Origin of the sequence: Desulfitispora alkaliphila (genome assembly GCF_050433185.1) — a bacterium.
Taxonomy (GTDB): domain Bacteria; phylum Bacillota; class Desulfitisporia; order Desulfitisporales; family Desulfitisporaceae; genus Desulfitispora; species Desulfitispora alkaliphila.
Map to the genome: position 1 here is coordinate 1 of NZ_JBNPXS010000007.1, position 17,435 is coordinate 17,435.

Consider the following 17,435-nt stretch of genomic DNA (forward strand, 5'->3'; position numbering starts at 1 on the left):
GGGCGTTACTCCTTCATTTTACCTATTGAATTATCAGTTCTCCCACAACCGAACGGTTGTAGTGCGTAATCTTTTCAATTACGAACGTGTCACACGCTGCCAGATATATTGTCCGTTATCATCCTTAAGCTTTCTGATGGCCTTGGCAGTGCTGTCATTTAGTAACCATGTGGCATTTTTTCTATAAGGCTCTCTAAGTGAATGCCAAAGGTCAATCACCTCATCAAAGGTAATGGCATCTGCCACAACACTTGTCACACCAACTTGGGCGGAACCCAGAACTCCCGTTGGCTTATTGGTTCCATTCCCTTTAATAAAAGCTTCCTCTTCAGCTGCACCAATACGTCTGGCAAACTCTGTGGCAATATAGTTTTCAAGATTAAATACACTGTCATTTAAAAGTTCCTCTGAAACCTTGATAATGGTTCCAAGCTTATGGGCACCTAAAATCACCTGGCTAAAGGTATCGTCACTTTCAGTAAAGGCTCCACCCTCTTCAATCCATGAAGCTGTTCCCTTAGAAGAAACTACTGGGATTTGTCTGTCTCCATAGGATGTAGTGATAACCTTAGCAAGGGTTCTCATAATATTGGCATCGTTTAAAGCCTGAATTAAGGTGGCTTCAAACTCATCGGGAACAAGGTAGCCCCCTTCTGAATCCTGACCAATACGAAGGGCATTTTCTGCCCCAAAGCTCCCTTTACTTCTCATGGCATTCCAGAAGGCATTTTTGTACTCCTTTGATCCTTTGCCTTTTCTTTCCGGCTCATCTGGATTCATAGGGTTAGATGCGATAGGGTTACTTGTTGCTCTTGAAAGTTCTAAATCAAGTGCAGCTTGCCTTTCAAGTCTTTCTACTTCTTTTCCAAGGGCCACAACCTCTGCTTCCATCTTTTCATAGACTGCTTCATCCTCTGGTGCAATCAGACCATCTTTTCCACGTTTTTCATCGAGAAATGCCTTCGCATCTTCCCACACCTTAGCTCTTTTTTCACGTAATTCTAAAATTCTATTCATGATCCATTCCTCCTATTTTAAAAGTTCTAGCCTTTTGGCTAAATGTTTGTACTCAGTTCCCTTTTCTGTTGGTTCAATTTCTTTTTCTTCTTTATTCTTCAGTGGCTTTACCCTTTGAAACTTTCCTAAGAAGTTATTGGTTACTGTCACCTTGTCAAAGATAAAGCTTGCTGTAACATTTTCAGAAGCTACCGCCTCTTGGTATAAAACTTCATCACAAAACTTAAGCTCTAAGGCTTTTCCTGCACTCATCCAGGTTTCCCTATCCATCATTTGGGATATCTTGTTTCTAGGTAGCCCCGTTTTGGTTTCATAGGCATTGATAATCCCTTCTTTTACTTCTGAAAGTACCTCGATACCACGCTTCATATCTGACTCTTCTCCCCACACAATTGTGGATGGATTGTGGATCATTAGCATGGCAGTGGGAGACATGTACACCTTATCCCCGGCCATAGCAATAACTGATGCGGCGCTGGCTGCAATGCCATCGATTTTTACAGTGACCTTCCCCTTGTATTCCTTAAGCATGGTATAAATCTGTGATGCCGCAAATACATCGCCACCTGGCGAGTTAATCCAAAGGGTGATATCATCATCTGCTTCTTCTAGCTCTGCTTTAAATTCCCTAGGAGACACTTCATCATCCCACCAGCTTTCTTGGGCGATATAGCCATCGAGATACAGTGTTCTCCCCTCTTCGTTTTTCACCCAGTTCCAAAATTTCATCTAGGCTTTTCCTCCTTCCTCATCATTGTTTACATCCTTCTTCGCATAAGCGCCGATGTCTTCAAGTTTTAGCATATTACCGTTCACAGCATAGACATCACCGTGCTCAATGGTATTTAAATCTTCTAGCTCCCTGACATCGTTAGGGCTTAAGAAGCCATTTTGAATACCAATGCTGTAACCTTCCATTCTTGTCTTGTAGTCTCCACGAAGAAGTCCTTCTACATTGTGCTTTATAAAGTAATCCTTCTTTTCAGAAGGAGATAACAGGGATTTTTTCATGGCCATCTCCCAGCGAGAAAGCCATGGCGTTAATGTGTATTTTACAAACTCTAAACTCTGCTGCTCTATATTAGAAAAACTTGATTTTTCAAGATCCCCAATCATATGAGGTGGAACTCTAAAAATACGGGCGATTTCATTAAGCTGAAACTTTCTCGTCTGTAAAAACTGTGCCTGCTCCGGCGGTATTCCAATCGGCTTAAAGCTCATTCCTTCTTCTAAAACTGCTACCTTATGGGCGTTTCCACTACCGGCATAAACACTATTCCAGCTTTTTCTCACCCTTTCAGGATCCTTTAGGATTCCTGGATGCTCTAACACACCACCGGGATTGGCTCCGTTATTGAAAAAGTTAGCACCATATTCTTCTGTGGCTATGGCCATACCGATAGCATTCTTTGCCATGGCAATAGGCGAGTGACCTAAAAGTCCATCAAAGCCAAGTCCTGGAATGTGTAGTACTTCCCAGTGTTTTAATACATGTTCCTTACCTTCTTTGGAGTAGTTATAGTAAAGCTCTCCCCCTTCACTTCGGTGGACCATCATCTTGTCAGGCATTAGAGGATATAGGGCCATAACTTTTCCCCTACCATCACGAATCACCTGAGCATAGGCATTTCCCCAAAGTAAAAGATGACCCATCAGCGTTTCTCTAAACACAAATGAAGTCATCTCCGGATTAGGCTCATCATGAAGCAAATGATACAGCGGGTGGTCTACAGCTTTTTCCTTCCCCTTATCTGTTTTTTGATAGGTGTGCAGGGGAAGGGATGCAATGGTCTCTGATAAAATCCTTACACAGGCATAGACTGCTGTGGTTTGCATGGCACTTTTTTCATTGACCACTTTTCCACTTGATGTAGGGCCAAAGAAAAACTGATAGGCACTTTGCCACATACTGTTTTTAGGGTCTGCCCTCGACCTAAATAGTTTTGATAATACGGGTATTTTCAAATGTCATTCACTCCCTTCATCATTTCTAACCAAATATAATTAAATCTCTTTCATCATAAACCGAGTCATCTCCTGATGGGTTAAACTGTGCTCTAGCTAGGGCCATAATAAGAGCTACAATACCGTCGATTTTTTCTGAGGATTTCTCCTTATCCACCTTGATGTTTCCAGCTGGGTCTGTCCTGACCACAATATTATCTGCCATCCATCTTAAAACTGGATGACCACCGTGGGCAATTTGACCACTTAGGGTTAGTCTCATTAAGTCCTTTGTCGGTGGAGACATATCCTTAAATCCCTGACCAAAAGGCACTACTGTAAAGCCCATACCTTCTAGGTTTTGACTCATCTGGGTTGCTCCCCATCTGTCATAGACGATTTCCCTGATATTATATTTTTCCCCTAGCCTTTCGATGAACTTTTCAATAAATCCATAGTGGACCACATTACCCTCTGTGAGATTGAGTAGTCCCTGCCTATGCCAAATATCATAAGGCACTGCATCCTTTTTTACCCTTTGATGTAGGGTCTCTTCCGGTAACCAAAAGAACGGAAGTATCTGATATTTATCCTCTTCATCCTCCGGTGGGAAAACTAAAACAAAGGCTGTAATATCTGTGGTAGAAGATAAATCCAGTCCTCCATAACAAACCCTGCCCTTTAGTTCTTCAAGATCCACTGGATAATTACAAAGGTCCCATTTATCCATAGGCATCCACTTGATTTCCTGCTTAAGCCACATGTTTAAACGGAGCTGCTTAAAGAGAGCCAAATCCGCCGGGTCGTCTTTTACTTGGTTATAGTGCTCCCTTACTCTTTCTATTTGAATGGTATGGCCAAGACTAGGATTGGCCTTATACCAGTTGTTTTCATCTGAAATATCTGCATCGTCTTCCAGTCCATATATGATGGATAAGAAAGTAGGATCCACCCTTTTACCATCTAGAATATCCTTTGCCTTTTGGTGCATCTCCCAGCCATAGCCTGAGAGTTTATTTCCAGCAGTTGTGAGATATAAAAAGAGAGGTTGAGTTCTAGCATCTCCTGAACCGGTAGTTAGCATCTTCGCTAGATCCGGATTAGGATAGGTCCAAATCTCATCGAGAATAACGCAGGAAGCATTGATACCGGATTTTGATTTAACATCGGAGCTTAATACTTGATAAAAGCTACCCGTCTTTGGATAGGTGATTCTCTTGGTTGACCTGACAAGATTGGTCACTTTTGATAGGGTCCTATTCCCTTCCACAAAGTTCATACTGGTGTTAAAGATAATACTTGCCTGCTGCCGATCACAGGCAGCGACATACACTTCTGCATTAGGTTCTCCATCGGCACATAACATATAAAGGGCAATGGCGGCGCCGAGTTCACTATTATGAGTTGGCACCATAGATTTTCCAGCTAAATATAATCGTGATTTACTGCTTACCTCAATACATTTCACTGGAATAGATGCTGTGCTTTTAACCGCTGTCACCCTTCTATGATCTATAAAGTTTTCAGCACCTGCTTTTAATCTTTCTTCAATCTCTACTGTAGTAAAAGGTGTTTCAAAGTCCTTTAATTTCCACAAATGCTCTCCATCGGCAATAATACTTTCTCCATCAGAGAATTTTACTTCATAACAAGGCCTGTCATACATAATCTCTGTAGCTCCCAAGACTCTGCAGGTTTTTCCATTCTCATCAAATACTTCATCCCCTACTTTTAAATTTTTCATTGTTGTCCATCCACTTGGAGTTGGTATAGGGGTATCAATAGATAATGCTTTTCCATTTTTCTTGCCTATCTCTACATAAGCGGTACGGTACTGCCTTGTTCCATCTTCTCTTAAGGTTCCAAATAGACGCCTTACCAGATCCTTCTCCCAAGGTAATAATTTAAAAGGCTGACCGGCCCATTTGCCTTTGGTCAGCTTAAGTTGTTCTATAAAATTAATGGCGTGATTTGCATGGGCTTCACTAAATGGCATCTGGGCTCCCTCCTTTTTAGCTTTAGTCATCATCCTTTTTGTTTAAAAGATCCTCTGCCTTTGGCACATTGAAAAGTAAGTCTTCCATGGCATCCCCTTCGATGACATTTCCAGAATTATTAATATTTAGTCTACTTCTGGCTGATGGACTTAGCCCAAGTTCCGAGCAGAAGTTTCGCATCTGTTTTAGATTTTGCTGGGCAATGGATACCTGGGGAATCTGCTGAATATAACCTGAAGCCGTCTTTAAAATGGATCCATGCTTTGATATAAACTCCTCGGCTTCTTTCCATCTGGCATAGGCCTGACAATACCCAGCAAAGGCTGCCATATCTACTTGAGTCAGTAGCCCCATGGATTCCAGTTCCTTTGATAATCTTCTCCATTCCTTTTTAGCATCTGGCTCCAGCCATGACGGGCATTTTGGCGCTCCTTGTTTAGGCTTTGGTTCGTTTTTATTCAGCGGTCTTTTTCCAGGATTACCTTCTAGCTCTTTTATTGCTGTTGGTTTTGGTGGCCTACCTCTACCTGCCATAACTTTCACCCCCTTCATTTTCTCCAAAGAAAAAAGACCCGGAGGTCTTCATTCATCTATTAGCGTTTGTTTATATTATTTTCCACGGATACCTTTATAATTGAAGTTCCCTTTCTTTATTTCTTCATGATCTGCTTCTACAGCTTTTTTGTATTCAGGGTCCTTGGTTTCTTTATCCTTACAGCTCATACAAAGTACGTCTTCACTAAACATGGACATAATCCGTCCACCTTTAAGACTTCCCTTGCACCGATCACAATGTTTCTGACTAAAAAATTTATCCATTTTCACCCTCCTACTCTACATCCACATATTCCATCAGTATTGCTAGGGCTTCATCGTAGCTTTTGGCTTCAGTTTTAATCCGCCTAGTCATCTCTTTTGCCTTTTCAGATTGCCCTGCTTTTTTAAGGGCTCTTGTAGCAATCCCCATGAGATTAAAAATGTTACCATCTTCCCCTATCAGTCTACATTTGGGTTTCATCTAAAACACCTGCCTTTCTAAAAGCTCCACTTCCCTCTAAATGTTTTAGAAGGGTCTTTCTGGTTTCCTTAAACTCCGGCCCGTTCATCCCAATTCGAATAAGCCAGGTTCTAAGGGCGTACTTTGGATTGTCATTTTGGGCCTGCTTAAAGGATGCTCGGTTCAGGGTTTTAGCATATTCTGCTATAAGGGCCACTAAGTCTTTAAAGGCGGATATTCTCTCATCACTTAGCTCTGATCCGTAAAGGTAACAGCTGAAGGTTTCTTCTTCAAAGTCAACCTGAAACCCTGGGCATCTTTCAGCACCTAGCCTTTGAGTGGCCTTTTTAAGTCCCTCTAAATCTAAGGCTTCTTCTTTATTTAAATCCTCTGCAAAATCCTCATCCATAAATGATTCATCAGTCTCAAAGGCCATCATTATTAATTGCTGCTTGCTGTAAAACATGTTAATAATGTTCTTAAGGCTTGTAGCTGTATGGTCTTCTATGGGAAGCTTTACTTCTACACCCTCTAGTTCCTGAAGATTTGGAGCTGTTGCTTCATTAACCCCTTCTTCCCATACATTAGGTTCTTCCCTTGCATTAGCTTCTTCTAGATTTTCAGTAGATTCTTCCACTATAGGCCCGTTTAAAATTTCATCCATGGTAATGATCTCACCATCTGCTTTTGTAATGGTTCCATGTCTATCGATTGTGTATACTTCTGTATTTGTCCTAATCTCATAATTGAAAGTTGGAACGCTCAAGTATTTAGGCTTAACCCCAAAGTGCTCACCTAGTCTTTTGATCATCTCTTTTCGATCCATGTTCATACCTCCCTTAGTATTTGGTACTTACATTAACGCTCTATACACAGGATATAGCAAGTCATTTCTGAAAAGATAATGCACCTAATTATCCGCTTTCGATTTGCAGTGCGGGTAGTTAAGTGCATTATCTATATTCCTGCTTTAAGTGATCTCAAGCCCGGTGTAGCGTGGCCAGGAATATCCTTCTGTATTTACCAGAACCTTCTCCCCGGTGTCAATGTTGACTACCCTAATGCATCTGACCTCTCCCTCATGATTGATTCCGCCATCTTCTGCAGTAATCCAATCTTGGTCCTTAAAAAAGTCTTCTGCAAAGCTCCTAAAATCTTTGTCCTTCAAAATTACTTCTCTGGTAATGGTGTAGGGCTGCCCCTTTTGTCCATCTTTAATGGCCTTATGGGTAAGTTCCCTTAGTTCCTTTAAGTCACAAACCTTTCTTCCAAATAAAGCTCTCATTATTTCTCGCCTCCCACTCTTTTGAAATGCCCTGTTTCTAAAAATTCCTCCATCTCTGAGGGTGTGTAAATCAAGCACTCATCATCGCTGTCTTTAATGGGTGATAAGATAAAATCTTTTCCCCATCTTCCTGCGATTTCGTATACCTTTCCACTCCTCGATTCAAATCTGTCCTTTTTCTTAATCATCATTTCTCTGACCTCCTTAAGATTTCTTTGCTTTGGGTACTACCATTAATGCCTCTGAATCTACATAATAGCAAGTAGAATCTTTAGAAATGATGATTCTTTTTTAGGGCTATAAATACTTTGGTGGGTGCTTCATAATGGCTTTTTCACTAATGGCTAAAGCATTGTCAATAAATTTCAAATCAAACCCTGCAGCTTCATATCCTTCTTTTACCGTTTCAAGATAGCTCCTACTTGGAATGTTAAGATGGATTCTATCAATGATCTTGTCCGTCATAATGTACACCATGACCTGGGCGGTTGTTCCGTCTTCCAAGGTTACTTTCACATCTTCCTTTTCATAAAATCTTGGGTAGCCTTCATAATAGTCTAGAGCCTTTTCGTCTTCCGGCTGAAGCTCCCAAATAAGTACCGGAACCTTGCCGCCACGTTTCTTTTCAATGGTGCAATAGGCACTGCCCTCTCTACCTTTAAAGAGTAGCCGGTAGCCTTTCAGATAACCTTTTCCATAAACTTTAGCAGTAGGACATCTCATGGCCATTTGCTCTAAATTCAGATTTGACCCATAGGCTGCGTTTAATCTCTTTTCCACTTTCATATACACTCCATCCTTTCTTAAAGGGCCTTTTCTTCCCCTTAGCTTCCCCTGTGTGGGCTTTATACTTAAGCTGGAAACCCTTCTACCACCTAAAGAGCGGTTTCCCGCTCGGTGGCTTTAAGGGCGCCGCCTTTTTGTTTATCTATGCGGCTGTGCGAAATCTCCAGGCTGCGCTTCCATCTAGGTGTTTGCAAAGGTGCTCTCTGCAGTTTTTGAAGTCTTCCCCGATAAAGCCGATTCGGTTTAGCCAGGTTCTCATGGAAAACTTAGGGTTTTCAATCTGTGGCTTCTTGCTGCTGGCACTCTTTTGGGTAAGGGCCTGGTGGTTCATGGCTAAGGCAAGGACCACGTAGCTTCTTATCTTTCCTGCGTGAAGGTTTGGGTTGTTAAATCCCCTAAGTTCAACTGTTCCCACTCCGTTGAAAAGGCTATGAAGGTTTAGAAAATGGTATCTGCTTTGGTGGTAGTGTCTTTCTCTTCTGTCGCTGTAGCCTTGGTACCAAATGTCCTCAATCTGCTTCATGGTGGTTGGCTTTTTCTTATTCATTCTCTCCACTAGGCTTTGGTCCATCTTTTTGCAATACTGCATTCTGCGTCTTTCTATCTGAAGGGCTTCGTATAAAAGGTCGTTTCTTGAGTAAATGATGTTCATAAAGTTTCTGATGGATCTTGGGGTGTGGTCTCTGCCGTCAAGGTGGATGTGGATTCCGGTGCAGTTTTGCTGCCCTGAAAAGGCCCCTGCTTTTCTAAGCTTTCTTATCATCTCTTGAAGGCTTTCTATGTCTTTTTCGTAGGTTAAGATTGGGCTTACAAGCTCTACGCTGTATTCTTTTGAAGCGGAAACCTTATCGCCCCCTACTTTCTTTTGTGTGTTGATGCTTCCGTCATACATGATTTTCCATTTGCGTCCATCCGGTGCTGTTATTCTAAAAGTTTTGTAGTAGTCATTAAGTTCTTCAATGGTTCCCCCTAAATGCTCTGCTACAACTTTGGCTGCTTTTCTTCTAGTGATTCCTGTCATTTCAATTTCAATTCCTAGGTTGCTCTTTAAAAAACCCTTATTTTCCATGGTATTTTCCCCTTCCTTTTTTTGGTGTGTTTCTTTGGTCATGTACATATATCACTCACACCAACTTAAATAGCAAGTTATATTTAAGGAAAATACTGTATTTTATTTATACATCTTCATTCTCAGAAGGTTTCTCAACATCACTAATATGAACCTTTTCACCATCACGAAGGACATATACATCCTTATCTGTCCCCACCTGCTGGGTGTATCTTTTCACAATAACAGTGGCGTATTTAGGATCAAGCTCTAGGGTGTTACAAATTCTATCCACCTGTTCACAAGCAATTAAGGTTGAACCACTGCCCCCAAAGGTATCAAGGACAATGCCATTAACCTGAGATGAATTCTTTATAGGGTAGCAAAGTAATGGAATCGGCTTCATCGTTGGATGTTCACCATTTTTCTTTGGCTTATCGTAATTCCATACGGTTGTTTCTGACCTGCCGGTAAACCATTTATGTTTAGCACCTCTTAGCCAGCCAAAGAGAATCGGCTCATGGATCCAGTTGTATGGACTGCGACCAAGGACCAACGAGTTCTTTTTCCATATACACACACCACTAAGATGAAACCCTGCCTCTATAAAAGCTTTTCTAAAGTTAAGTCCTTCTGTATCTGCATGAAATACATAGATGGAACCTCCGGGTGCTGTATGCTCTGCCATATTTTTAAATGCCGATAGTAAGAAGGCATAAAAAGTATCATTGTCCTGTTTATCGTTTTGAATCTTAAGACCACTGGCACTTTCAAAGTCTACATTGTATGGCGGGTCTGTCACCACGAGGTTTGCTTTTTTCCCATCCATTAATGTAGCAACATCTTCAGCCTTTGTAGCATCTCCACACATAAGGCGATGTCTTCCAAGAAGCCAAACATCTCCCGGTTTTACAAAGGCAGCTTCCTCTAGTGCCTTATTAACATCATAATCATCATCTTTTGCATCCTTATCATGAACCTGGCTAAAGAGGTCTTCAATTTCTGCAGCATCGAATCCAGTTAAAGTGACATCAAAGTCCTGTGCTTCTAAATCTTTTATAAGATCTGCTAAAGCCTCAAACTCCCAGTCGCCTGTTACTTTATTTAGGGCCACATTAAGTGCTTTTTCTCTTTCAGAGGATAGCTTCACCACCACACATTCCACTTCATCCTGCCCTTCCTCTAAAAGAATCTTATAGCGTTGGTGACCACCTACAATATTTCCAGTTTCCTCATTCCAGATAATCGGTTCCACATAACCAAACTCCGTCATGGACCGCTTTAATTTTTCATAGGCTGGATCCCCTGGCTTTAAATCTTTTCTTGGATTGTATTTAGCGGGATTGATTTTAGATACCGCCACTTTTCTTATATTCATGTCTTGATTCACTTTTATCCCTCCGTTTCTTTGCATTAAAAAAGCCCGTGACCACTGTCATCAGGCTAAAAATTGCTGAAAATGCTATCAAAATAGGCATTTTTAGTATCATATTTACTTAAATTTCTAAACTTCCTTATCTATTTCATATTCCTTTTAAAGCTTGTAACCATGCCTATTTCATGGGAACTGCCCCAAGTCATTACTCAGGCTGAAATCCCTGATATACCCCCCTTGTGATTTTTGCGATTTCTCACAGATGCCCCCCGCACGTTGTTGGAAACACAAGGCTGTAGAGATTCAGACCCCCTACCCCCATCTGTTTCCTGGACTGTTGCCAAAACCACCATCTTCCTTGGCAGTCTTCTTTGAATGACAACTCTTACAAAGAGGCTGCCAGTTTCTTTTGTCCCAGAAGAGTTTCTGATCTCCTCCATGGGGTTTAATGTGGTCCACTTCTGTTGCAGGAGTAATTCTACCAGCTCTTTCGCAGTGGATACACAGTGGATGTCTTCTTAAGAAATCTTTACTGGCTTTTCTCCACTGATAGGTATAAAGCTTTGAGCTTCTCTCGTTTTGTTTTCTAGTCATTTCTTTTTTATGTCCTTCACAATATCTATCATGGGTTAAGGTTTGACACCCAGGATAGTTACAGATGCTCTTTGGTTTCCAGGGCATCAAGTTCACCTCCAATTATCAATCTTAAAAAAGGTATAGAAAAAGCTCCAGTTCATTAACCAGAGCCTTAATCCAAGAATGCTGCGTTTCCTAAGATTCGAATCGATATAACGTAGGCGTATGCTACAGCATATGGTGTTCTAGGATTTTCTATACCTTTACACCATATACTATAACACGTGTAGCTACTGACATTCACTGACATTTACTGACACAATTTCATCCTTTCAAATTCTTTTAAGGCTTTTCCATGAATCCTATAAACAGTTCTTGGATCATAACCCATGGTGGCCGCTATCTCATCCCACCCTTTTCCACTAAGATATCTAAGTTCTAATAGGAGCTGTTGGTTGATATCGTCCATCTTATTAATGGTATCTTGAATGTCCCTTTTGAGATCAATCAATCTGTCTATATCAGCATTGATTTCATTTTCTAGGTCAATGACTTTCACAATGGTGCTTTCCATCTTACTCTTTTCAATATTTCCACCGCAGATTTTTTCCTTAGTAAAACTTGATGTTACCTTCATAGCTAGGCTCTTAAGTGTAGTCAATTGTTCTAGCTTACTATCAATCATCTGGTCTAACCAGATAGCTTGTGATAAATATTCTTTTGCCCCCATCTTTATCCCTCCACTTCATCTAAAAGACTCATCTTCCCTTTGTAATAAAGCTCCATAATATTTATTCTGCTAGGTGCATCTAAGGATTTGATTCTTTTAAATACACGCTCTTGGTCTTCTAACATCTGTGCTTTTGTTTTAAAGAAGCCACAGCTGGTCCCTTCACACTTTTGAACTTTTAAAGCCTTACACCTACCGTTTTTATAAGCAAAGCATTCTTTTTCCATCATCACTTTTCTCCCTCTCTTTCCACACACTCATTTGAAAAATATCTAATAGGAATATTCCATCTTTTAGCTTTCTTTATCTCAGCTGCCATGCCGGATGAAATTCTATCTCCGAAGACCCATATCTCATGGCACTTACCAAGTAGCACCAATCCCATATCAATTCCCAGCTGTCTTTCTTTTGGATCTTCTTCCTCTAGAAACTGTGGGTACATGAGATGTGGAATAATCGGCACTGCATTTTGAGTAGCTGCAAATCTACCATACCTTCTAGCCTTTAGGGTGTTCCCTTCCATATCCCCTGCAAAGGGACTGCAGATAAATACAATCTTTTTCTTTCGCTTAACCTTTTCTTCTTTTTCTATATTTGTAAGGGCTTCATAAACCGTTGGGTCATGATAACCTTCTGAATTAAATTTATTAACACTCATTTCTTCATCCTCCGTTTCTCAAATTAGTAATCCTAGCCTTAACCGCTTCAATTAGTGCCTTTTGCCCTGTGTCTTTATTATCAAGAGCCATCATCACTTTGTGATCAATCGTGTCCCTTGCTAGCAAGTGATTTATAACCACCGTCTGCTTTTGACCTTGCCGCCATAGTCTGGCATTGGCCTGCTGGTAAAGTTCCAGGCTCCAGGTCACACTGTACCAAATAATTGTGGATCCACCTTCTTGAAGATTGAGTCCGTGACCTGCTGATGCAGGATGGCACAGAGCGATTTTCATCTCTCCCCTATTCCACCTTGCTATATCATCAGAGGTGTTAATCTCTCCCGCATCAAATCTACTTTTTATTCTTTCTCTCTCATGTTTAAATCCATAGTAGATTAAAACCGGTTTACCATTGGCAGCTTCGATTAAATCCTCCAAAGCATCCAGCTTCCTGTCATGGATCCGGTGTACATCTCCGTACTCGTCATAGACCGTTCCTCCTGACATTTGAAGAAGCTTGTTTGACAGCACCGCTGCATTAACAGCATCCACTTCACTATCCTCTAGGGGAAGAAGCAAGTCCCTCTCTAGCTTTTTATAAAGCTTCATTTCATTTTCAGATAGCTCCACTTCCACTTTGTTAAAAATAATTTCCGGCATCTTCAAATACTCTAAAGCCTTCATGCTAATGCAAATGTCTGATATTTTGTCATAGATTTTATCTTCTGCATCATCGTTTAGCACATAATCTGCTGGAATCCCACCATTCACATATTTCTGTGGGTGGAAGTATCGGCTACGGTATCCACTAAAGGTTCTTCCTAGTCTCTCCCCTCCATCTAAGAGGTAGATTTGACTCCAAATATCTAAGAGTCCATTGGGTGCAGGTGTTCCAGTAAGACCTACAATCCTTTTAATTTTATGTCTGACTTTTTTAAGTGCTCTGAACCTTTTAGCCGATGGAGATTTGAAACTTGAAAGTTCATCGATAATGACCATATCAAAGGGCCACTCGTTTTTATAAAACTCCACCAGCCAAGGAACATTCTCTCTGTTGATGGTATAGATATCAGCCTTTTTATATAGGGCCATGGTTCTTTCCTTTGCACTTCCAAGAACTCTTGAAACCCTAAGTTCCTTTGTATGCTTCCACTTTAAAACTTCATCCAGCCATGTGGTGTTGGCAACCCTTAGTGGAGCAATCACCAAGACCTTTGACACTTCAAACCGGTCATGTAAAAGATCCACTAGAGCGGTTAGGGTTATTACACTTTTTCCAAGTCCCATGTCTAGGAAAAGTCCTGCAGAGTTGTTCTCCAAAATAAACTCTGTGCAGTGGGTTTGATATTCATGAGGGCAGTACGGTAGTCTTGATTTAGGTAGTACTACTTCCGGCAATCCCATCTACCACACCTCCTATATCCGCTGGGTTATCTAGGCAATAAACCAAAAACCCTAGCCCTTCCAGCTCCCCTTTTCTCTTTATCTGATTTGGCCGCATCTTCTTTCCAGGTGCTTTCACCTCAACAAATCCCATCTTTCCTCCTGGCATTAGCACCAATCTATCGGGCACCCCATTTAATCCTGGGGATATAAACTTATAGGCTCTACCGCCTCTTCTTTTCACTTCTTTTACAAGCATTAGCTCTAATTCTTTTTCTGTCACCTCTATCACCTCAATTTCTTCCATAAGTTATAACCTTAAACAAACACTTCTTTAATCTAAAATCTCTCACTTACATCTCATATTTAAATCCGGTGGTCTAAAACGGTGGTATATAGCCCTTAAAACTCTTACGCGCGTAGGTGGACGATTTACTTATTATTCTTATATAATTAAAACTTCAATATAGTTATCTACCACTCATACCACTACCGTATTGAAAACATTGATTTATAAGGGTTTGCATTGGTGGTATATGTTAGTGGTACTAAGCATTTTAGACTACCCTATCCCACTTTTTATTTTTCTAAGAGACCACCAAGTGATACAATAGACCACCAAAATAATCTTTATCTCCTACCAAAATAATGTCTATCGACCACCATTAATAATGTCTACCGATCAACTTTTTTATCGAAGAGCATTTCATACGGATCTCTATTTTGGTTTCATACTAATCTCTATTTCTTTTACTGACTTTTTATCTCTTCTTCATCTCTTACAAAGGCTCTTTGTGAATCATAAATTGGGAACTTAATATTTCCACGCTTGTTCCCGTCATATCGCTTCCATCCACCAATTCTCATAAGAATAGCTTCAATTTCATAAGAGTCAGTTCTTCGAATGGCGTTTCTCTCTTTTCCAAAACACTCACACCAGATTTCTAAACAGCATACTCTATCTCTTCGATTCGCTCCTTCTGGGATCTCCTCTCCAAACTCACTCTGCCCTGCAAGGTAGCTGCGTCTTTCATAAATGTCCATCTTGGCCCAGTTATCAGGTAGTGGCTTTTCAAGATACTGCTCCACCAAACCTTCACGGTCATCGGCTTCCATAGCATCACGCTGTTCTTCATAGGCCATCTTTTCTTCTTCTCCTATTAAGATAAGAGGTTCTCCTGCCCTATACATTTCAAGGGCTTCTGCCCAAATCTGATCTATATCTGTCATCTCCCAGACCTTCTTTTTACTTTGCTTCACCCTTACTGGCCAGAACCTTCTATTACCGGTGACATCTCTTAAGAAACCACTGGTGCTATTCGTGCTTCCCACGATAATACACTGCCTCGGATGGCTTTCCACATTGACCCCATAGCTGTGCCTAAACTTGTCATCTGTTCTAGTAATAAATGATTTCACCGTTTCTACATCTATCTTTCTAAGCCCTGCCAGCTCTCCCAGCTCTAGGATCCAGTAACCTTGAAGCTTTTCTGCTCCTGACTTGTCCCGCATATCAGATACTGTTAAACTATCTGAAAACCACTTACCTCCAAGCTTTGCAAAGAAGGTGGATTTTCCAATTCCCTGTGGTCCATTTAGGACCAAAATATAGTCAAACTTTGTCCCAGGCTCATAAATTCTAGCCACTGCTGCTACTAAGGTTTTTCTCATAATCGCTCTTGTATACGGGTTATCCTCTGCACCTAGATAGTCGATAAGAAGCCTATCCACCCTCTCGGTTCCGTCCCAAACCGGCAGTGCATCGAGATAATCTCTAATAGGATGAAAAAGTCTCTCTGATGCTGCTGTGGTAAGAGCATCTTTTACCTTTGCAGGCGACCAAATGCCATAATGCCTATCTAGATACATCTTGAGATTTGCAAAATCTGCATCATTCCACCCATCCTTTACCTGCTCCCAAGGCAGCTCTCCATTAACATCTAGTAGATGGTTCATCTGGTTATAGGCGATGGCCTGAAGCCTTGAGTCGTGTCTCATGATGGTTAGAATATTGGTCGGTGTATCTTTTACCGTTCCATTTTTATTAAGTTCAAGCTCTAGCTGCCAAGTTAGGTCATCTTCTTCAGTGGAGTCTTCGCTTTGTGAGGTTTCTTCGTTACTTGAATTTTCTTTGCTACTTGATGTATTTTTATTATTTGATTTATCTTTAGTGCTTGGTGTAACTTTAGTGCTGGATTTATCTCCATCACACTCGTCCTCTTCTACCTTTTCAAACTCTCTATTTATTTCTTCTGCCCGTTCTTTGGCCAGTTGCCTTTTTACTTTTTCATCCTCTAGACAAAACTCAAGCATGGCTTTGACAGATGGTAGTGTTGATTTAGACGATGGCAGCTGTTTCTTTTCATCGACCTCTTCATCCAAGTCCCCATAAAGGTGGATCCTTACTAAATCAAAGGCATTACATAACTGACCACAAGCAGGATCCGTTGCGTGATGGGAGTAGGCATATTTCCCGTTATAGATAACAACTCCCGCTGTGGAATCGGCTGGGGTATAGTCATAACGCTCAGGCATCACACTAGGCTCATAGATATCTGAGAGGAAGGTTTCAATGGCTTCTTCTATGGTATATCTCCTGCAAAAGGCTCCAATAAGACCTTCTTTTCTAATAGGATCTGCCTGCTTTTTCATCAGCTTCTTTAAAAGTGTGGTTTGTCTTGACGACACCGGCCATGATGATGAATCCTGCCAGTTTTCATAAGACTTTAAGATACCATCAGGGTTTAAAAAGTCTCCTTTGATTTCCCTATAGAAATACTCTCCATCAGATGAAGTGCTGGGCCAGTACATCAGTCTATTAGGTTCATAGGTGGTATCATCAAATAGCTCAATGCCGATTTCTTTGGCAATCATTCTGCTAACTGCTTGGTATTCATCCGCTGTAACAACTCTAGACAGTGGAATGATCAGTCTTAGCCTTGGCTTTTCCGGTTTATGTTTATGGGTGGAGTAAATGATTGCTGCATACCCATAAAGCAGTTCCATGTTTTCAGCTATAGATTCAGCATCATCTGCATAATCCATATCAAGACTTAGCATAGAGCGGCTTAAAACGCTGTGCTTTGTTCTTCTTCCATCTTTAAGCTGTCCAGCTACAAAACCGCCCACATCTTTTACATTGTCTTGCTGGTACTTTTTCATCTTCAGGTACTCTTCCTGAGTTTCACTGGTGACGGTGGTTCGGGAGAGTCTCTCTGTAAACTCCTCCCAGGACACCGTCTGTTCTTTCCAAAATTTATCTTTACGGCTGTTGCCTGTTGAGATTATAAATTTCATGGCGTCCTCCTTGTTTTCTTGCTTTTTTTAACTAAAATGATTTCAAAATCATCACAGCTATAAATCACTTCTTCAGTTTTAAGATTTTTCACTTTATCTAGTAGAGGAGTTAAGTCGTTTTTCAGCTCGGGTATTTCGTCTGTAAGTCCAAGCAAATAGTCAGTTGGCGCACTAAAAATCTTAGATAAGCCTTCTAATGTCTTGAGCGAGGGCTTCCTTTTACCCATCTCCCACATAGCCACAGTACCGCTAGAAATTTTGAGGATTTGAGCAAATTCCTTTTGGGTTAAACCCACCTCTTTTCGAATTATTTTCACTCTTTCAGAAAACATTTTGACCCC

At 40.9% G+C, this 17,435-nt stretch carries 20 protein-coding genes and 1 pseudogene; all 21 read right to left on the bottom strand.

Annotated features, from left to right (window positions below; all coding sequences use genetic code 11):
- Positions 1-96: 96 nt before the first annotated feature.
- Positions 97-1,017, bottom strand: a pseudogene (locus tag GGQ84_RS03970) (phage major capsid protein); the annotation flags it as partial.
- Between the two features lie 12 nt (positions 1,018-1,029).
- Complete coding sequence (locus GGQ84_RS03975; protein WP_429159467.1) at positions 1,030-1,746, bottom strand: head maturation protease, ClpP-related; 717 nt, start codon at positions 1,744-1,746, stop codon at positions 1,030-1,032.
- A complete protein-coding gene (locus GGQ84_RS03980) occupies positions 1,747-2,976 on the bottom strand; it encodes a phage portal protein (protein WP_429159697.1) in 1,230 nt (409 codons plus the stop codon). It abuts the gene before it with no gap.
- A gap of 31 nt (positions 2,977-3,007) precedes the next feature.
- Positions 3,008-4,957: a terminase TerL endonuclease subunit gene (locus tag GGQ84_RS03985; protein WP_429159470.1), complete on the bottom strand. Its 1,950-nt coding sequence runs from the start codon at positions 4,955-4,957 to the stop codon at positions 3,008-3,010.
- A gap of 22 nt (positions 4,958-4,979) precedes the next feature.
- Positions 4,980-5,492, bottom strand: coding sequence for a phage terminase small subunit P27 family (locus tag GGQ84_RS03990; RefSeq protein WP_429159473.1), 513 nt, complete (start codon positions 5,490-5,492; stop codon positions 4,980-4,982).
- A 75-nt stretch (positions 5,493-5,567) separates the two neighbouring features.
- Positions 5,568-5,777 (bottom strand): gamma-glutamylcyclotransferase, encoded by a 210-nt coding sequence (locus GGQ84_RS03995; RefSeq protein ID WP_429159475.1) that lies wholly within the window; start codon positions 5,775-5,777, stop codon positions 5,568-5,570.
- A 10-nt stretch (positions 5,778-5,787) separates the two neighbouring features.
- Positions 5,788-5,976, bottom strand: a complete 189-nt coding sequence (locus GGQ84_RS04000) for a hypothetical protein (RefSeq protein WP_429159478.1) — start codon at positions 5,974-5,976, stop codon at positions 5,788-5,790.
- A complete protein-coding gene (locus GGQ84_RS04005) occupies positions 5,960-6,781 on the bottom strand; it encodes a hypothetical protein (RefSeq protein WP_429159480.1) in 822 nt (273 codons plus the stop codon). The genes GGQ84_RS04000 and GGQ84_RS04005 overlap by 17 nt, the downstream gene beginning before the upstream one ends.
- Positions 6,782-6,925: 144 nt before the next feature.
- Positions 6,926-7,240 carry a hypothetical protein gene (locus tag GGQ84_RS04010; RefSeq protein WP_429159482.1) on the bottom strand — a complete coding sequence of 105 codons (315 nt, stop codon included), beginning with the start codon at positions 7,238-7,240 and terminating at the stop codon, positions 6,926-6,928.
- Entirely contained in the window at positions 7,240-7,431 is a 192-nt protein-coding gene (locus GGQ84_RS04015) for a hypothetical protein (RefSeq protein ID WP_429159485.1), read from the bottom strand. Before GGQ84_RS04015 ends, GGQ84_RS04010 begins: the two co-directional genes overlap by 1 nt.
- Positions 7,432-7,537: 106 nt before the next feature.
- A complete protein-coding gene (locus tag GGQ84_RS04020; protein WP_429159488.1) occupies positions 7,538-8,026 on the bottom strand; it encodes a gamma-glutamylcyclotransferase family protein in 489 nt (162 codons plus the stop codon).
- Positions 8,027-8,168: 142 nt separating this feature from the next.
- Complete coding sequence (locus GGQ84_RS04025; RefSeq protein WP_429159491.1) at positions 8,169-9,095, bottom strand: amidoligase family protein; 927 nt, start codon at positions 9,093-9,095, stop codon at positions 8,169-8,171.
- 106 nt (positions 9,096-9,201) lie between these two features.
- A complete protein-coding gene (locus GGQ84_RS04030; RefSeq protein WP_429159698.1) occupies positions 9,202-10,452 on the bottom strand; it encodes a site-specific DNA-methyltransferase in 1,251 nt (416 codons plus the stop codon).
- A 309-nt stretch (positions 10,453-10,761) separates the two neighbouring features.
- Complete coding sequence (locus tag GGQ84_RS04035; RefSeq protein ID WP_429159494.1) at positions 10,762-11,130, bottom strand: HNH endonuclease; 369 nt, start codon at positions 11,128-11,130, stop codon at positions 10,762-10,764.
- 205 nt (positions 11,131-11,335) lie between these two features.
- Positions 11,336-11,755 carry a DUF1492 domain-containing protein gene (locus GGQ84_RS04040; protein ID WP_429159497.1) on the bottom strand — a complete coding sequence of 140 codons (420 nt, stop codon included), beginning with the start codon at positions 11,753-11,755 and terminating at the stop codon, positions 11,336-11,338.
- 2 nt (positions 11,756-11,757) lie between these two features.
- Positions 11,758-11,985 carry a hypothetical protein gene (locus tag GGQ84_RS04045; protein ID WP_429159500.1) on the bottom strand — a complete coding sequence of 76 codons (228 nt, stop codon included), beginning with the start codon at positions 11,983-11,985 and terminating at the stop codon, positions 11,758-11,760.
- Positions 11,985-12,413, bottom strand: a complete 429-nt coding sequence (locus tag GGQ84_RS04050; RefSeq protein WP_429159503.1) for a DUF7768 domain-containing protein — start codon at positions 12,411-12,413, stop codon at positions 11,985-11,987. Before GGQ84_RS04050 ends, GGQ84_RS04045 begins: the two co-directional genes overlap by 1 nt.
- A 4-nt stretch (positions 12,414-12,417) precedes the next feature.
- A complete protein-coding gene (locus GGQ84_RS04055) occupies positions 12,418-13,818 on the bottom strand; it encodes an SNF2-related protein (protein WP_429159506.1) in 1,401 nt (466 codons plus the stop codon).
- A complete protein-coding gene (locus GGQ84_RS04060; RefSeq protein WP_429159509.1) occupies positions 13,790-14,104 on the bottom strand; it encodes a VRR-NUC domain-containing protein in 315 nt (104 codons plus the stop codon). Before GGQ84_RS04060 ends, GGQ84_RS04055 begins: the two co-directional genes overlap by 29 nt.
- 443 nt (positions 14,105-14,547) lie before the next feature.
- Positions 14,548-17,094: a virulence-associated E family protein gene (locus GGQ84_RS04065; RefSeq protein ID WP_429159511.1), complete on the bottom strand. Its 2,547-nt coding sequence runs from the start codon at positions 17,092-17,094 to the stop codon at positions 14,548-14,550.
- A complete protein-coding gene (locus GGQ84_RS04070; protein ID WP_429159513.1) occupies positions 17,091-17,426 on the bottom strand; it encodes a helix-turn-helix domain-containing protein in 336 nt (111 codons plus the stop codon). Before GGQ84_RS04070 ends, GGQ84_RS04065 begins: the two co-directional genes overlap by 4 nt.
- Positions 17,427-17,435 lie beyond the last annotated feature (9 nt).

Excerpts from the sequence above, each read along its gene's own strand:
- GGQ84_RS04070 (WP_429159513.1), bottom strand. The coding sequence starts at position 17,426 with ATGTTTTCTGAAAGAGTGAAAATAATTCGAAAAGAGGTGGGTTTAACC.
- GGQ84_RS04065 (WP_429159511.1), bottom strand. The coding sequence starts at position 17,094 with ATGAAATTTATAATCTCAACAGGCAACAGCCGTAAAGATAAATTTTGG.
- GGQ84_RS04045 (WP_429159500.1), bottom strand. The coding sequence starts at position 11,985 with ATGATGGAAAAAGAATGCTTTGCTTATAAAAACGGTAGGTGTAAGGCT.
- GGQ84_RS03985 (WP_429159470.1), bottom strand. The coding sequence starts at position 4,957 with ATGCCATTTAGTGAAGCCCATGCAAATCACGCCATTAATTTTATAGAA.
- GGQ84_RS04025 (WP_429159491.1), bottom strand. The coding sequence starts at position 9,095 with ATGGAAAATAAGGGTTTTTTAAAGAGCAACCTAGGAATTGAAATTGAA.
- GGQ84_RS04005 (WP_429159480.1), bottom strand. The coding sequence starts at position 6,781 with ATGGATCGAAAAGAGATGATCAAAAGACTAGGTGAGCACTTTGGGGTT.
- GGQ84_RS04060 (WP_429159509.1), bottom strand. The coding sequence starts at position 14,104 with ATGGAAGAAATTGAGGTGATAGAGGTGACAGAAAAAGAATTAGAGCTA.
- GGQ84_RS04035 (WP_429159494.1), bottom strand. The coding sequence starts at position 11,130 with ATGCCCTGGAAACCAAAGAGCATCTGTAACTATCCTGGGTGTCAAACC.
- GGQ84_RS04040 (WP_429159497.1), bottom strand. The coding sequence starts at position 11,755 with ATGGGGGCAAAAGAATATTTATCACAAGCTATCTGGTTAGACCAGATG.
- GGQ84_RS03995 (WP_429159475.1), bottom strand. The coding sequence starts at position 5,777 with ATGGATAAATTTTTTAGTCAGAAACATTGTGATCGGTGCAAGGGAAGT.
- GGQ84_RS04000 (WP_429159478.1), bottom strand. The coding sequence starts at position 5,976 with ATGAAACCCAAATGTAGACTGATAGGGGAAGATGGTAACATTTTTAAT.
- GGQ84_RS04055 (WP_429159506.1), bottom strand. The coding sequence starts at position 13,818 with ATGGGATTGCCGGAAGTAGTACTACCTAAATCAAGACTACCGTACTGC.
- GGQ84_RS04010 (WP_429159482.1), bottom strand. The coding sequence starts at position 7,240 with ATGAGAGCTTTATTTGGAAGAAAGGTTTGTGACTTAAAGGAACTAAGG.
- GGQ84_RS04020 (WP_429159488.1), bottom strand. The coding sequence starts at position 8,026 with ATGAAAGTGGAAAAGAGATTAAACGCAGCCTATGGGTCAAATCTGAAT.
- GGQ84_RS04050 (WP_429159503.1), bottom strand. The coding sequence starts at position 12,413 with ATGAGTGTTAATAAATTTAATTCAGAAGGTTATCATGACCCAACGGTT.
- GGQ84_RS03990 (WP_429159473.1), bottom strand. The coding sequence starts at position 5,492 with ATGGCAGGTAGAGGTAGGCCACCAAAACCAACAGCAATAAAAGAGCTA.
- GGQ84_RS03975 (WP_429159467.1), bottom strand. The coding sequence starts at position 1,746 with ATGAAATTTTGGAACTGGGTGAAAAACGAAGAGGGGAGAACACTGTAT.
- GGQ84_RS04030 (WP_429159698.1), bottom strand. The coding sequence starts at position 10,452 with ATGAATATAAGAAAAGTGGCGGTATCTAAAATCAATCCCGCTAAATAC.
- GGQ84_RS04015 (WP_429159485.1), bottom strand. The coding sequence starts at position 7,431 with ATGATGATTAAGAAAAAGGACAGATTTGAATCGAGGAGTGGAAAGGTA.